14 protein-coding genes are annotated in these 14,633 nt (G+C 51.1%); 3 read left to right on the top strand and 11 right to left on the bottom strand.

The features are described 5' to 3' along the window. From zwf to ABXT62_RS01240, 4 genes are read right to left on the bottom strand one after another with little or no spacing between them, the layout of a single operon-like run. Entirely contained in the window at positions 1–1,458 is a 1,458-nt protein-coding gene (gene zwf / locus ABXT62_RS01255; protein WP_415356736.1) for a glucose-6-phosphate dehydrogenase, read from the bottom strand. Next, the gene (gnd, locus tag ABXT62_RS01250) at positions 1,455–2,372 is read right to left on the bottom strand and encodes a phosphogluconate dehydrogenase (NAD(+)-dependent, decarboxylating) (RefSeq protein ID WP_415356735.1); all 918 of its coding nucleotides are present in this window, start codon (positions 2,370–2,372) and stop codon (positions 1,455–1,457) included. Before gnd ends, zwf begins: the two co-directional genes overlap by 4 nt. A gap of 26 nt (positions 2,373–2,398) precedes the next feature. Then, on the bottom strand, positions 2,399–2,809 hold the full coding sequence (locus tag ABXT62_RS01245) for a hypothetical protein (RefSeq protein ID WP_415356734.1): 411 nt from the start codon (positions 2,807–2,809) through the stop codon (positions 2,399–2,401). Positions 2,810–2,855: 46 nt separating this feature from the next. After that, positions 2,856–4,109: a cytochrome P450 gene (locus ABXT62_RS01240; RefSeq protein ID WP_415356733.1), complete on the bottom strand. Its 1,254-nt coding sequence runs from the start codon at positions 4,107–4,109 to the stop codon at positions 2,856–2,858. Between the two features lie 345 nt (positions 4,110–4,454). Between ABXT62_RS01240 and ABXT62_RS01235 the strand changes: the two genes are divergently transcribed. Together ABXT62_RS01235 and ABXT62_RS01230 are read left to right on the top strand one after the other, a co-directional pair. After that, a complete protein-coding gene (locus ABXT62_RS01235) occupies positions 4,455–5,396 on the top strand; it encodes a DnaJ C-terminal domain-containing protein (protein WP_415356732.1) in 942 nt (313 codons plus the stop codon). Next, positions 5,396–5,698 carry a chaperone modulator CbpM gene (locus ABXT62_RS01230; protein ID WP_415356731.1) on the top strand — a complete coding sequence of 101 codons (303 nt, stop codon included), beginning with the start codon at positions 5,396–5,398 and terminating at the stop codon, positions 5,696–5,698. The genes ABXT62_RS01235 and ABXT62_RS01230 overlap by 1 nt, the downstream gene beginning before the upstream one ends. Positions 5,699–5,817: 119 nt before the next feature. Here the strand turns inward: ABXT62_RS01230 and ABXT62_RS01225 are convergent, their stop codons facing one another. The 3 genes from ABXT62_RS01225 to ABXT62_RS01215 form a co-directional block, all read right to left on the bottom strand. After that, complete coding sequence (locus ABXT62_RS01225; RefSeq protein WP_415356730.1) at positions 5,818–7,041, bottom strand: MFS transporter; 1,224 nt, start codon at positions 7,039–7,041, stop codon at positions 5,818–5,820. A gap of 14 nt (positions 7,042–7,055) precedes the next feature. Then, positions 7,056–9,551: a TonB-dependent receptor gene (locus tag ABXT62_RS01220; RefSeq protein WP_415356729.1), complete on the bottom strand. Its 2,496-nt coding sequence runs from the start codon at positions 9,549–9,551 to the stop codon at positions 7,056–7,058. A gap of 162 nt (positions 9,552–9,713) precedes the next feature. Further along, positions 9,714–10,487 carry a 4'-phosphopantetheinyl transferase family protein gene (locus ABXT62_RS01215; RefSeq protein ID WP_415356728.1) on the bottom strand — a complete coding sequence of 258 codons (774 nt, stop codon included), beginning with the start codon at positions 10,485–10,487 and terminating at the stop codon, positions 9,714–9,716. A gap of 156 nt (positions 10,488–10,643) precedes the next feature. Here ABXT62_RS01215 and ABXT62_RS01210 point away from each other — a divergent pair, with 156 nt between their 5' ends. Beyond that, positions 10,644–11,564, top strand: coding sequence for an alpha/beta hydrolase (locus tag ABXT62_RS01210; RefSeq protein ID WP_415356727.1), 921 nt, complete (start codon positions 10,644–10,646; stop codon positions 11,562–11,564). 20 nt (positions 11,565–11,584) lie between these two features. On the opposite strand, the gene ABXT62_RS01205 is transcribed toward ABXT62_RS01210, so the two are convergent. The 4 genes from ABXT62_RS01205 to ABXT62_RS01190 all read right to left on the bottom strand — a co-directional run bounded on the left by ABXT62_RS01205 (position 11,585) and on the right by ABXT62_RS01190 (position 14,411). Further along, complete coding sequence (locus tag ABXT62_RS01205) at positions 11,585–11,992, bottom strand: DoxX family protein (RefSeq protein WP_415356726.1); 408 nt, start codon at positions 11,990–11,992, stop codon at positions 11,585–11,587. Between the two features lie 47 nt (positions 11,993–12,039). Then, entirely contained in the window at positions 12,040–12,723 is a 684-nt protein-coding gene (locus ABXT62_RS01200) for an alpha/beta hydrolase (RefSeq protein ID WP_415356725.1), read from the bottom strand. Then, positions 12,723–13,109 carry a DUF2237 family protein gene (locus tag ABXT62_RS01195; protein ID WP_415356724.1) on the bottom strand — a complete coding sequence of 129 codons (387 nt, stop codon included), beginning with the start codon at positions 13,107–13,109 and terminating at the stop codon, positions 12,723–12,725. Before ABXT62_RS01195 ends, ABXT62_RS01200 begins: the two co-directional genes overlap by 1 nt. Positions 13,110–13,289: 180 nt before the next feature. Next, positions 13,290–14,411 carry a serine hydrolase domain-containing protein gene (locus ABXT62_RS01190; RefSeq protein ID WP_415356723.1) on the bottom strand — a complete coding sequence of 374 codons (1,122 nt, stop codon included), beginning with the start codon at positions 14,409–14,411 and terminating at the stop codon, positions 13,290–13,292. Positions 14,412–14,633 lie beyond the last annotated feature (222 nt).

Raw genomic sequence — 14,633 nt, 5'->3', positions numbered from 1 at the left:
CTAAATATGATTGCGCCAGCTTTGATCGCTGCTGTCAAACAACTGACTCGCTTCTTCCGGCCCCCAGCTTCCTGCCCGATAGCTCTGAATAAATTCCTGCTCAAGGCTGAACTGGCGCAGTATCGGGTCCACCACTTTCCATGACCATTCCACTTCGTCAAAGCGAATAAACAAACTGTGGTCGCCTTCGATAACATCCATCAGCAGCGCTTCATAGGCTCCAAGCTGACGCTGATTGTCATCACGAAACGAAGCGTGCAGTTGTAATGTTCGGGTACTCATATCTAACCCTGGCTCCTTGGCCTGCAGTTCAATATGCATACTTTCATCCGGCTGAATCGATAACACGATCCAATTAGGCTCAATTTCCTCCATGGGCGCCTCGCGAAACAACTTCAGCGGCGGCTGCTTGAGCCGCAGGCTCACAATAGTCAAATCCTGCGCCATACGCTTACCTGTCCGCAGATAAAATGGCACACCGGACCAGCGCCAGTTATCAACATAAAATTTTGCGGCAACATAGGTTTCCGTCATGGAGTTTTTGGCGACACCAGGCTCGTCCTGATAAGCCACCGCACCATCACCGGCTTCATACTGCGCACGCACTGCATGATGGCTAACTGCATCGCTGGGAACAGGGCGGATTGAACGCAGCACTTTAACCTTTTCATCGCGTAGCGCATCATCATCGAGCTGTGCCGGTGGCTCCATCGCTACTACAGAGAGAAGCTGCATCATGTGGTTCTGCAGTACGTCTCGCAACGCGCCTGTGTTGTCAAAATATCCGGCGCGACTGCCAATGCCCTTACTCTCAGCAACAGTAATCTGCACGTGGTCGATGTAGTTACGATTCCAAATCGGCTCAACCAAACTGTTGGCGAAACGAAACACCAACAGATTCTGCACCGTTTCTTTTCCCAAGTAATGATCAATCCGATAAATCTGTTCTTCCTCGAAGTGGCTATGCAGATGCTGGTTGAGCTCCCGCGCCGATGCTAAATCATGGCCAAAGGGCTTCTCTAAAACAATGCGGTTTCCAAGCAGGCGCCCGCTCAGACCGGCGGCATCGAGCTGGCTTACCACCACAGAAAAATCAGACGGAGAAATCGCAAGGTAGAACACAACGTTGGCACAAACACCCTCACGGGGCTTACCCAACTCCTGTTTTAAATTGACGTAATGCTCAGGGTGGTCGTGTATCACTTGGGTATAACTGAAACGATTCACGAAAACGTGGAAGTCATCGTCGTTGTATTCCTTGCCAAGCCGCTGTGGCAACTTCTCATACATAAAGGCTTGCCATTGATTGTTGTTCCAATCTCGCCTTGAGACACCTAAAAAGGCAAGATTTTCAGGCAGGCGCCCCTCCCTGCTGAGGTAATAAAGCGCTGGCAATAGTTTGCTGACCGCTAGGTCACCGGTAGCACCGAAAATAACGAAGTAGCACGGACTAATCACGGCGCCTTCTCTTTGCCTAGCGCATGACCACCAAAGCCCTGACGCATTTTCGCCAGTAACTTGGCGCCGTACTCGTCACCCCCCTGGCTGGCATAGCGCATCATAAGCGCGAGACTCATCACGGGTGCCGGCACACCTTGCTCAATCGCTTCCAGCGCCGTCCATCGCCCTTCCCCAGAGTCAGCAACAATAGGCAGCACATCTTCCAATTGCTGATCTTTATCCAAAAAGTCGCCCATTAAATCGAGCAGCCAGCTTCTAACCACACTGCCGTGACGCCACATTTCAGCCACAGCGGCCAGATCAAGATCAAAATCTTCGCGTGCTTTCATTAGCGCAAAGCCCTCCGCATAGGCTTGCATCATGCCGTACTCGATGCCGTTGTGGACCATTTTGACAAAATGACCACTGCCCGCCGGACCGCAGTGCAGCCAGCCGGTTTCAGGACCGGGCGCCAGCACACGAATCGCAGGCTCAATATGATCAACAGCGTCCTTAGAACCGCCAAGCATTAACGCATAGCCATTATCCAGACCCCAGATGCCACCCGACACACCGGCATCGACATAATTCACTCCGGCCGCCTCGACTCTTTGGGAGCGGCGGATTGAGTCTTTGTAGTAACTGTTGGCGCCATCAATCAGCACATCACCCGGGCTGAGTAGGGGCAGCGCCTGATTGATCACCTGCTCGGTCACCTCACCAGCGGGCAACATCAGCCACAACACTCTGGGCAAAGGAAGGTCTTTAATTAACTGTTCCAGCGTATAACTCGCGGTAACACCCACTTCCGCAACCAGGGCATCAGTCACTTCCGCGCTGCGATTAAACGCCACCACGTCGATGCCGCCGCGCCGTAACCGCCGCGCCATATTGGCACCCATTTTTCCCAACCCTGCTATACCTAGATTCACCTTAGACCTCCGCTTACATCCTGCTGTTATAGGGGCCCTGAGGGCGATGTTTTGCAGCCCAGTAATTGCCAGAAAGAGCACCCTGTCACTTTCATGGCGCCCAATACGTAGACCAGCCCAATCGGCCCATCAATGGCTAATAGCCAATATTCCCAAGTCTCAGCGAGCTGATTGGGAACGGCATAAATCACGGCGGATATCGCCGACAAGCGAACCAGTCCTTGCCAGAAAAAAACTGGCGCGCGATTGGTCATGTCATGGGACGCCCACATCAATAACGCCGCCGCCATCATCAAAAATGTTCCCAGCGTTATCAACGGCACTAACTGACCCTTGACCGGCTCAGCAGCGCTCGCAATTGCAACGGCGCCTGCCCATGTGCCTGCTCCTACCAAAAAATCCGATAAACCCGTCCACCAAATGAATTTCTGTAACATCGATAGTCCCTCTTTTTAATTATCTACAAGTCACAATTGTCATGCGCTAGCGAGCCGCATCGAAAGTGATATCCATTCTCTTGATTCCCGGAATGAAATTGGACACCAGATTATGGGGATTCGCAACCAACTGAGGATTGCGTAAGCGAGGCACAATCTCCTCGAACATAATGCACAGCTCTCTGCGGGCCAGATGTGAACCGATACAAAAATGCTGTCCAACTCCAAACGTCCGGTGCTGATTTTTTAAATCAGGCATTCGTTGGCCACGCGTAACATCAAATGCCTCTGCATCATCGCCGAATAGTTCCGGGTCATGATTGACTGAAGGATAAAACAGTTTCAACAGGTCGCCTTCTTTAATGTCCATCCCACCGACCGTGATATCTTCTGTCGCAGTACGCTGCATATGAATAAACGGGGGATAGAAGCGCAAAATTTCTTCCACTGCATCCGGAATTAAGGATGGGTCGTCTATAAGCATCTGATGTTGTTCGGGGTGTGCCATCAAAAGTCGCATACCTTGGCTGGTTGCAGTTCGAGTAGTTTCAACCGCGCCCGCTATTAATATCAGAAAAAAAGTACAGAACTCAAACTCATCCAGGCTCTCACCCTCAACGATACCATTCAGCAAAGCATCAATCACCGTGCCCCCTTTAGGGTCCGCCTTGTGACTCGCAGCCAGCTCCATAGCGATTTCAAAGATCTGTGCTGCCGCAAGTTGTCCGTCTTCGGGAGTCACATCTAACTCAGGGTCATCCATACCGATCATGACATCAACAAGACTGGCAAAGGTCTGGCGCTTATGCGCCGGCATTTCCATCAGCGCGCAGATAATAAACAAAGGCATTTCTGCTGATACCTCAGAGACAAATTCGCACTCACCTCTGCTAGCGACATTGTCGATAATATCTTTTGCAAATTCTCTCATCAGTGGCTCCAGCGCATCTACCGCTTTACCGGTAAAGGCATTACGCACGACGCGACGATACTTAACATGATTTGGAGGATCCATATTGATAATGAGCTGCCGCATTATCTCCAGCGATTCCGGATCATTGCCCCCGGGTTGCGGGTGCGCCAGATTGGCGCTAGATGAGAACTTATCTGGGTTCTTTGAAATATAATCAAGGTCAGCACGCTTGGTGATGGCCCAGAAATCTCCGCCATACTGAGGCGCTCCAGTCTGATAAGACACTGGGCACTGTTGCCGCAGAGTCGCAAATGCTTCAAACGGCAGTCTCTCGTTGTGCGTCATAGGGTTCATAAGATCGAACTGGAACGGACATTTCTCAGTCATAGGGAGTCATCTTCTTAATTTTATAGCCATTTAAGAGGCCATAAACCGACATTTGGGGCCATCATAGTAAGGCTGCAGGGGCATTCAGATCAAACGGAGCTTGCGGTTCTTCCAATAAATCTATGACAAACACCTAAACCCCAAGGTGTCTCGTCGCTTTTTGGTGATGGAAACAGTCTATGAAGTAATGCGACAATGGCCACAGTCACGAGCAAGTAACAACGTGTATAGGATCGTCCTGCCAATAGCGGTATCGACGTTTTTTATTGCTTTAGAAATTATTTTTGGCATTACGGCCGGCCCGTACTCATTGATTATTCTATGTATTTTTGAGATGAAGACCCTATGGATTTTAAAGACTACTACGAACTTCTCGGTGTATCTGAGGATTCAGACAGCAAGGACATCAAGACGGCGTACCGCAAGTTAGCGCGCAAGTACCACCCGGACATGAATCCAGATCCCGGGGCAGAAGACAAATTCAAAGAAGTCGCGGAGGCCTATGAGGTTTTAAAGGATGCTGGCCGCAGGGCAGAATATGATGAGCTGCGTCAGCACGGCAACCGACAGGGGGCGGGGTTCGAGCCGCCACCAAACTGGCAAAGAAGCGGCGGCTTTAGCGAGGCAGACTCTACTCGCTTCGAAGGTGATTTTTCAGATTTTTTTAACTCTATGTTTCGTGGCGGCGGTGCCGAGGCCGGTCAGCAGCCAAGAGGATCGAGAGGCCAAGATGCAGAGATTGAAATGCCCATTTTCCTCGAAGAGACAGCCACTGAGACGTCCAAACTTGTGGAATACCAGATTCCAGTCTATGAAAATGGTCAGGTCAAAGACGTTAAGAAAAGTCTAAAAGTCAAAATACCCGTAGGCATCGTCGACGGTGAGCGGGTCCGCCTCAAGGGGCAAGGAGGCTATGGTCAGGGAGATGGGCCGCATGGAGATCTTTACCTGCATATTCGATTAGTGCCACATCCGCTGTTCGACGTTGAGGGGCATAACCTTGTCATCACAGTTCCACTGGCACCGTGGGAAGCTGCGCTGGGGACGAAGGTGACCGTCCCTACTCTGACGGGGAAAATACACTTGACCATTGGGCCCAATAGCCAGGCCGGAACACGGCTACGAATAAAGGGTAAAGGTATGGCGACCAAAACGGGCACGGGGGATATGTTTGCCCTGCTAAAAATTGTAGTGCCCTCATCCGCCAATGACGAGGTTAAGGCTTTGTGGCAATCATTATCGGAGAAGGTGGAATTCGATCCAAGAGCACAGTGGAGTAGCGAGTAATGACAGAAATAGTATTGTGGGTTTCAGTGCAGGAGCTTTGTCAGTGTGGCGGATTCACCGAGCAGATTATTGTTGAGGCCGTCGATCACGGTATTGCTCAACCTGCAGACGGCGACAATATCGCTGACTGGATGTTTGACGCTACCACCGCTCACTGGCTACGAAAGGCCGTGCGGCTCCATCATGATTTAGAGATCGACTGGATTGCTATTTCGATGGTGGTAGATCTGCTACAAAAAAATGAAGTGCTTGAACAGCAGAGCCGCCGCTTTGAACAGCAGCTTAATCGTTTTATTAATTGAAGACGCAGAAAAGAAGCGGTTAGTATTAATGTTAACAGTGGCAGGCAGACACTTCCTCTGCCAGCACATCGATTTTGGTTGTTTTATATTTCGGCACCCGTGCTCAACCCGTCACAGCTCTAGCTCAGCTGCGTACCAGACGTCTCTCGAAGGGCCAACACCACAATGGGCAACGCCAACAAGGAGGTAAGGGTCATGGCAGAGAGTGCGGCCGCATGACTCCCCAGCATCGTATAGAGGCTGCCCTCGACCGCAAGACCGGCGACCCCCGCAAGTACCGCGAAAATCATACGCAACGTCGACGCGGTTGAACGACAGCTTGTTGGAAACAGTTCGCCGCTTATAGTATTGACCATCACTTCTACTGCAAAAAAGCTAAACAGCAGCGCTATCCAAGCCAGTGGCAGCAGTAATCCACTGCTGTTGTAAAACGTCATTACAGCCAGGCAATTAACCATTAGCCCCACAGCGAGGGTGGGGCGCCGTCCAATACGATCTGAGATTCGCCCTGCCGTGACATTGCCCGTAATTGCCACAGCACCGGCCACAATATAGAGCAGACTGATGTCTTGTGGCGCGTAGGCATGCATCTCCTGCAAATACTTGGACATAAAATTCATCGTCGCAGCGAGATGAAACCAAAATGCCGCCGCAATCAACCCGATGGCCATCATTTGTCCGCGGTGTGTGCTCCAGACCGTGGCAAATGGTCGCCAGAACGAGTGAGCGGTATCGCCTTTAACATAGTGATTAAACATCGCTGATTCGGGCATTAATCGCCGCAGCCATGCGAGATACAGAATAGGTAGGGCCGCCAAAACATAGAGCGCCCGCCATCCTCCGGGCAAGAATTCCACTGCGCCATAAAGTAACGACGCCAACCCTGCCCCGATAGCCCCCATAGCGGCCAAAAAACCTACACCCCAGCCGCGATGCATGACGGGGAGTAGTTCCAGCACATAGATAACGGCGATTATTTCTTCGGCTGTAGAAAACCCACGCGCCAAGAACTGCATAGCGATGAATTCCTCGGCGGTACGCGCAAACCCTGTAGCGCCAGTGGCAATTGAGAGCCCCAGCAGGGTGAACATCAACATTGATCGCCGACCGACACGGTCTGACAGCAGGGCGAGAAAGAGTGCGGGAATAGACCCCATCTTTGCGATGGCGATAACTTTTCCCAACCTCTCTTCTGAAATACTAAAACTTTTTTGAATATCAGGCAGGGCAAGACCCAATACGGTCATATCATACTGCCCCACGAAGAAAGCCACACCCAAAAGCAGGAGTAGCTTCTTGTCAGCTGACTCCAGTCCCGCTGGAGGAAGAAAAATTCGAAACATTAACGCTCAATTAACTAGAAGTTATACCGCAGGCTAACACCGTATGTACGCGGCTCTAACAAAAACTGATTCGTTGCCAACCCTACGTTCTGGTCACCTAGGTATTGCCCAGTGACGTGATCATCATCGTTTAAGTTAAGCCCCCAGAGCTCGACGAGCCAGCTTTTATCTGTGCTGTAAAGTGTGACGGTCGCGTTCCAGACTTCCCAAGCATCAACTTTATCATTAGGCGCGTTGAAGATTCGCGTGTAAAAATCATCTTGCCAGTAATAATTGGTCGCAGCGATAATCTCCATACCATTCTGCAAAAACCAGGTATAGCCGACACCTAAGTTGACAGAAAAATCAGGGGCGTTTGGCAGCGAATTGCCTTTAACTGATACGGGCAACCCAGGACACGGCGGAGTGCCAGAGGGACAGTCCGGCCCTATGTACTCATTGTTAAACGGCGTAGTAATAATGTTTTCCACTGTGCCCAGCAGATTGATATTGGCCGGATCAACGCTTTCTGCACTGTCCAATTCTGAGTCGAGCCATGCCAGATTGGTGGTAAAGCGCCAGTGCTCGTCAGGCACCCAAATAAACTCACCTTCGAAGCCCTGTATGGTGGCATTATAATTGCTGTTCACTGCAGTCTGGTTAGTAATTTCTCCCACCTGCAAGCCATCATAGTCATAATAGAAGTACGTCATATTGGCCTGAAGCGTATTAGAGAAAAAACGACTTTTTAAGCCAAGCTCCAACGCATTGATGTACTCTGGATCAAACTCAGCAAGATCGGGGTTCCCTCCTACAGCCGGGTCAAGCAGAGGCGACTCGGACGATATTGGGTTAAAACCACCGCTCTTGTAGCTTCGCGAAAGCGTGGCGTAGGCCATAATATTGTCTGTCGCGTTCCAACTGACATTGATCTTGCCCGTGGGCTCGTCCCATTTTCCATCAAAGTCGCTGTAGCCGCCGTTTTCAGCGTCTGGATTATCCAGAAATCCAAGGTAGATTGTGCGCTGACTGGCGCTCTTTTTTTCCTGCGTGTAGCGCAATCCAAGCGTTACCTCAATATCATCGGCGGCTTGCCAATAGAGTTCACCAAACGCCGCATAGGTTTCCAGCTCGTAGGGCTTAGTCTCATTCAAATAAAGGCGATACTCCGGTGCTGTGGCTGTCAGTCCCGGCTGCTGGCCCGCGAGCTCAAGAGCTGAGGAATAGATATAATACTGATCATCGCTTTCGTAGTTAAGGTAGAACCCACCCACCATGAAGTTCCAATCGCCTTCAAGATCTGAAGCGAGACGCAGCTCTTGACTCCACTGCTCTGGGGATGTGGTTGATCGATCGACATTGTAGAGGCGATCCACGGTAATCTGCCCAGCGGTGCTGGCCTGCATGGTCACCTCTACGGGCCAAATTCCTGACGCCACCGTGAAGTCGTAGTCATTTAACGCATCATAATCAGACTTATGGTAGCCCGAGAGAGCGGTCACGCTGTAATCTCCAAACTCGTGGTTAACCTCAAACGCAACAATAGTATCCTCTACCTCGTAGGTCGGGGTAAAGTCTAAAAACTGCTTGCGCGGATCAGAGGATTTTGGCGAGTTCAGAAAATCATCGGCGGGAAAAGGCTGGCCAGGATAGTTTGGCTGAACAAAGGTGTTTATTAAAAATCCGGTCGCAGTGGCTGCGCTATTGGTGCTCTCATCGGCAAGTGCTGTCGGCATACAGCCTATAATACCAGCTGGATCCCGCAGACAGCCTTGATTACTGCCGCGCATCCGACTCGAATCTTCATTAAAATAATTGATGGTTAATGTCGCGTCCGTCGTGTCGTTCGACCAACGTGTTCCCGAGCGCAGCGAGTACATGTCGCGACCATCAATGGTGTTGCCGTCAAATTCGTTGTCGACATACCCTTCGCGCTCCGTGTAAAACATGGAAAAACGCTGCGCGAAAGAGTCGCTCAATGGAATATTGATCGCCCCCTTTACCTTCCAGTAGTCGTAATTCCCCGCCTCAACATCAATAAAACCACCAAACTCGTCTTCGGGTTTTTTAGTGATGAAGTTAATGACCCCCGCCGTTGTATTGCGGCCATACAGTGTTCCCTGCGGACCGCGCAGCACCTCAATACGCTCAGCATCGTAAAACTCCATTTCGAAAATTCGGCCGTTATTCAGGTAGACACCGTCGAAGTGATTGCCCGTGCCACTGTCGGAAGCTGAACCGACGGCAAGATTACCAATACCACGAATCGAAATCTGTGATCCCGAAAAATTGCCCTTGCTCATCAGCATATTCGGCACATTGAACTGGAGGTCCAATGACTTACTGATCAGCGCTCTATTGAGCTCTTCCCCGGTGAAAACGCTTACGGCAACAGGGGTGTCCTGCACGTTAGTGGCGCGCTTTTCTGCCGTAACAATGACCTCCTCGAGACCATTTTGCTGAGACAAAACCGTCTGACTGCAGAGGGCTGCACCAAAAAAAAGTGCTGCATGTGAGATTTTATACTTCATGGGCGCATTCCCTAACCTGGTTATTATTGTGACACTACCGGATACAGGCGCTATCACGGACATTTTTTAAACAGAGCAACGATCAAAAAAGAAGACCCTATACTACCAATGACGTTACACCCATGGTGAACGTAAAGTCAAAATGTTTATGCGCGTCACTGGCTAGCTTTGATCGCCAAATAACAAAGGGCCTTCATAGACTTCTGTACTACACAGGGGAATGGTCAAGAAATACTGGATATTAAGGTCGCGGAGCAATGAGCGCGGCTTGAAGGCAAGCGCCATGCGATGGTCACCCTGGCTAGAGGATAGGCCAAAATGCCACAACTGGGGGTCGTCTTGCAGTTCGCTGTCGCAATAGAAGCGGATCTTACCAGTGGGCTCGAGTTCAAAACCAAAACGATTGAGGCCCAGCGAAATCCCTTCTCCGCGCGCTTTGATATACGCCTCTTTCAGTGTCCAGTAATCGAAGAATCGACTTTTCTGCTCCCCGGTCGGAAAACGCAACAGTTCTAGGTACTCCTGAGGCGAAAAAAAACGCTTCGCTAGCGGCACTGTTGTCGCGTTGCGCTCACAGTGCTCGATATCAACACCGATAAAAGGATGGCGCGCGACAGCGCACACGACCCACTCGCTAGTATGGCTTAGATTAAATGATAGGCTTGTACTGGGTGCTGAAATATATGGCTTGCCTGCAGCATCTTGCGAGAACGCCCACTCTGACGGGGAAGTGTCTGCATACTGAGATAGAACAGTGCGTTGTAAGGCTCGGGTGATGGCATCAGCGTCGCGTAATTCCTGGCGCGAAAAGCGCAGGTTACGCGCACGTTGAGACTCATCCATCAGGCTGTAATAATCGCGCACCAACGCTGCCGGTATCAGCGACTTGCGCGTCAACCAAATATGGATATCGTTTGTAGACAGCTTCAAATTCATTGTTTTCCACACCTAACATACACGTAGGAAAAGTTTATCCACTATACTAATATACTGTTACGCATATATCCTTCTCCAGTGCGATTTAAGGTGCATGAAGTGCCACGAAGTATTACCGCCTTGTTTAAGAAATGAGCCTAATCATGAAGCCACTCCGTGACTCAAAGTAAAGAGCTGCTAGCAATCATAGAAGTAATTCCCGAGAACTTTGCCGACCCAGATGCAGATTTTCACGCGGTACGCGACATGTTTGCACCCTTCCACGGCCACCCAACGAGCGATGAGCTTGAGATCGAAATAGCCAATTACGGTGGCGTTCGTTGTGGCAGTTACACATTGAAAGGTGCCGATAATAAATATACCGCGTTTCACTGTCATGGAGGCGCTTTCGTCTCCAGCGGCCTAGACGAATACCATTTTTACGCCGAAATCATCGCCCGACAAGTAGGCTGCAACGTCGTAATGCCCGACTACCGCCTTGCACCGGAGCATCCCTACCCCGCAGCACCCGATGATTGCCTCACTGCCTACTGTGGGTTACTTGAACAGGGCACAGACCCTGCAGATATCATACTGGTGGGTGAGTCCTGCGGTGGCAGTCTCGCCTTAGGCTTACTTGTACAACTGCGCGACAAGGGCCTGCCGCTGCCAGCCTGCTTCATATCACTGACCGGTTGGTTCGACCTGGCGGTATCGGGACAAACGGTTGCCGGTCGAGATCCATTTTTGACACCGCAGTGGGTGCGCAATCGCGGCCTAGAGTACTTGGCAGGGCAACTCTCTCTTGACGACCCGCGCGTGTCTCCGGCGAATGCCGATTTGCGTGGGTTGCCACCTATGTATATACAAATAGGTCAGTTCGATGCCGTCAGAGAGGGTGCCATCAGTGTTGCCGGCAACGCGATGCGCTCAGGTGTGCACGTCACAGTGGAAGCCTGGCCCGGCATGGTTCAAGGCTGGCATGGATTAGTCACTGCGGGGGTGCCGGAAGCGGCCGAGGCCTGGGCAGCGATTCGCCGCTATATCGAAACGTTGAGTGCAGGAGGCTCTTCGACCCACTGCCCCACGCCAGAATAAAGCCCGCGAAAAATATGTCTCTAGACAGCCGGCTTTGCAGTTGATGGTGTGCGTGTAGACCACCAGATCAACATTAACAGCAACACTTGAACAACCAGCCTGACAGTCAAAAACGCCTCAGGCACATCAGGAAAAAGTTCCGGATGCATCCACATATGGATATTGGCTGGCGACACACACACAACAAGCAACACCAATCCATTTCCCGACATCTGGCGTAACGCTGGAATGAGAATGCCTATTGCGCCCAGAATTTCTAGCACGCCACTGATATAAACGATCGTAAGATGGTATCCAACGTAGGGAGGCATGATGGAGACATAAAAATTGGGATCCGTGAAGTGCGTAATGCCTCCGAGCATGAAGAATAGGAAAACAATAGCGAGACCTATATTTTTTAAAGAAAAGATTTCTTTTACAGATAGCATTCTACTTCCTCTTTTTATTGGTCTAAGGCATTAACGGGACGATCTTGCTAACCAGGGTTATCCCCTGACCCTAGAACAGCTTGTAGCCAGCGACTGATTTCTCGTATTTCTTCCAAACACACCTCGTGCCCCATCGGGTACTCGCGCCACTCAACAGCATAACCAGAGCGCTCCAATTGCGCCAGTGAGGATTGGCCTAATGACAATGGTAGCACCGCATCCTGTTGGCCATGACACATCAGAATGGGGATTTTCTCATTGGCCGGCGACTTATCTGAAGCCAATTTCTCCCCCTCGGCGAGAAAAGTGGATAAGGCGAGAATCCCTGCCAAGCGTTTGGGATAATACAGCGCCGTATGAAGTGCCATCACTCCGCCCTGCGAAAAACCTGCCAACAGTATCCGCTCAGGGGGTATGCCTTTATCAATTTCATTCTGAATGAGATCGTAAATCTGCAACGTAGATTTTTTCAAACCCGGCAAATCGGTTCCGCCGGCCGGATCAAAATCAAACCACGCTCGCGCCCGTTGACCGCCAAAGGCCGTCACTGCCATTTCTGGCGCATGAGGGAACACAAAACGCACAGGCAACTCAGCAGGCAATCGCAACTGGGGGACTATGGGTTCGAAATCATGTCCGTCAGCGCCCAGGCCATGAAGCCAAATAACGACTGCGACCGGATCGGCCACAGGGTTGAGCTCAACAACGGGCAGAGGGGCGGAAAGCAGCATCAGTTCAGGTCAGCTGCATATTGGCGCAGCACCTCCAACGGAACCGTTTCGAGTGCCCGCTTGTGGGTGCGGGTAAGGAATACTCTGGGAGCCATTTTCTGCTCATGTGCCTGTAACCAGCGTGGGGCGCATAAACACCAGCGGTCACCGGGCTTAAGCCCGGCAAAGCCAAACGCCGGCACCGGGGTACTGAGGTCATTACCGGCAAAGCGAGAGTACTCCAAAAATTCTTCGCTGACCTCAACACACACCGTATGGGAACCAATATCTTGGTCGCCGGTGTTGCAACATCCGTCTCTCAAAAATCCTGTCATCGGGTCTTCACTGCACGGCAAAAGAGATTCGCCAAAAACATTGAGGGATTCATCAATTTCTATCGTTTCCACTGTGTTCTGCTCCCATTAAGAATGGCGCAGCATACCACGCACTTGCCCGGCAGTGGCCACGTTTAAACCCGTGAAGCGCTTTAGCAACAATCCACTCATTCGTCCAAGCATCATGGCCCAAATCTGCCGACATGCGCTCGAATCGAAGTCCAGTGCGCGTCAAGCTGGCCACGGAGACGCTTAACGCACCGCATCTAATGCCTCTTCAATAATCGGAATCAGTTGGCTAGTCACTCCTCCTGAACCCACTCTACCAGCAGTTCCGGTATACTCTTCGAAGAACACCACTGCGCCATACCCGCGCTCGATGTCTATCCATGAAATGGACCCGTAATACCCTGGATCATCATACAGGTAGACACTACCCCCCTGCTTCGGTGCTTTGATCCACCAACCCATGCCATAGCCTACCTCGGGGCTGCGGTCTTTGCGCATAAAAGCGACACCCTCAGGGGACAGCACTTGATTGCCACCGCAGGCACCATCATTTAAATGCAGAGAAATAAGCTTTGCATAGTCATCGAGATCACTCATCATTCCCCCTTCCATATTAGGGTTTGCCAAGCCTACTAGGCCGTCAGGGTTCCCATCCCAGCCGTCGGAGAGGCTCAAGTTATTGCCGAAACGTGCAACTTGAAGACCACAGGGTTCAGCAATGTACTGATCCCATAGTTGATGCCATGTTCCGCCACCCACCAGTTCAGCAACACCTCCGGCTAATTGCCACTGGCTGCCACCATAGTCAAAGGCGGTATTGGGCTTGGTGCTAGGCAGATTGGGAAGAGCCGTGGTGAACAGCGTTTCAGCACACTCTAGCAGAGTGCCGGCAGGGAGAAACTGGCAAAGATGGGGCGCATAGTCCGCAGGGCGAATGAATATGTTGAATAGGCCCGGTATGCCAGAGCGGTTAGACACCAGGTTCTCAGTGGTAATAGCGGAATCCCAGACCCCCAACCAAGGGAGGTAGTTGGTAATAGGCGCGGATATATCGAAATTCACATTGGCGTCATCTTCGTGCAGAGCCATCAACAACGTTACAGCTGGGACCTTGCTGGTCGAGGCCAGTAGCACCACCGAATCCTCACTCTGATTACCGAAGGCACTCTTATGAATGACGCCTGCTGTTTTGTCGACAATAATCATCGAGCCGCCAGGGAACAGCGGCTCTGTAGCGACGAAACTCTCAAGCCAGGTGTCCGCCATAGTGAAGTCGGGTAGCGCTTTATCTGGCGGGTTATCATCGCTGCTATCACTGCAAGCGATCAGAAATAGGCTAAGCAACAGACAGGCAAAGCGGATCATATGGAATTCCTGTAAGTTTTTTTATAATGGGCAAGAATGCTAACAGAGTTCTCCGTGACAGGGTAAGGTCAGATGGGCTTGAAATACTGTCTAAGTGAAAACCCCCGGGGTTCGGCTCTAGTACTCAGCCATAAATCCTTGCGCGAAATACTGACTACACCAAGGCCACTCAGACACCACAGACGTCTATCGCGTCCATCACAAGCACCGGGGCTTTGATTT

Origin of the sequence: Halioglobus sp. Uisw_031, assembly GCF_047729875.1 — a bacterium.
In the GTDB taxonomy this organism is placed as follows: Bacteria; Pseudomonadota; Gammaproteobacteria; order Pseudomonadales; family Halieaceae; genus Marimicrobium.
Note: the sequence above shows the minus strand (reverse complement) of the source record. Positions and strands in the feature narration are given on the sequence as shown.

Coding starts and splice junctions, on each gene's coding strand:
- ABXT62_RS01205 (WP_415356726.1), bottom strand. CDS start 11,992: ATGCTATCTGTAAAAGAAATCTTTTCTTTAAAAAATATAGGTCTCGCT.
- ABXT62_RS01230 (WP_415356731.1), top strand. CDS start 5,396: ATGACAGAAATAGTATTGTGGGTTTCAGTGCAGGAGCTTTGTCAGTGT.
- ABXT62_RS01240 (WP_415356733.1), bottom strand. CDS start 4,109: ATGACTGAGAAATGTCCGTTCCAGTTCGATCTTATGAACCCTATGACG.
- ABXT62_RS01220 (WP_415356729.1), bottom strand. CDS start 9,551: ATGAAGTATAAAATCTCACATGCAGCACTTTTTTTTGGTGCAGCCCTC.
- ABXT62_RS01225 (WP_415356730.1), bottom strand. CDS start 7,041: ATGTTTCGAATTTTTCTTCCTCCAGCGGGACTGGAGTCAGCTGACAAG.
- ABXT62_RS01235 (WP_415356732.1), top strand. CDS start 4,455: ATGGATTTTAAAGACTACTACGAACTTCTCGGTGTATCTGAGGATTCA.
- ABXT62_RS01200 (WP_415356725.1), bottom strand. CDS start 12,723: ATGCTGCTTTCCGCCCCTCTGCCCGTTGTTGAGCTCAACCCTGTGGCC.
- ABXT62_RS01190 (WP_415356723.1), bottom strand. CDS start 14,411: ATGATCCGCTTTGCCTGTCTGTTGCTTAGCCTATTTCTGATCGCTTGC.
- ABXT62_RS01215 (WP_415356728.1), bottom strand. CDS start 10,487: ATGAATTTGAAGCTGTCTACAAACGATATCCATATTTGGTTGACGCGC.
- ABXT62_RS01245 (WP_415356734.1), bottom strand. CDS start 2,809: ATGTTACAGAAATTCATTTGGTGGACGGGTTTATCGGATTTTTTGGTA.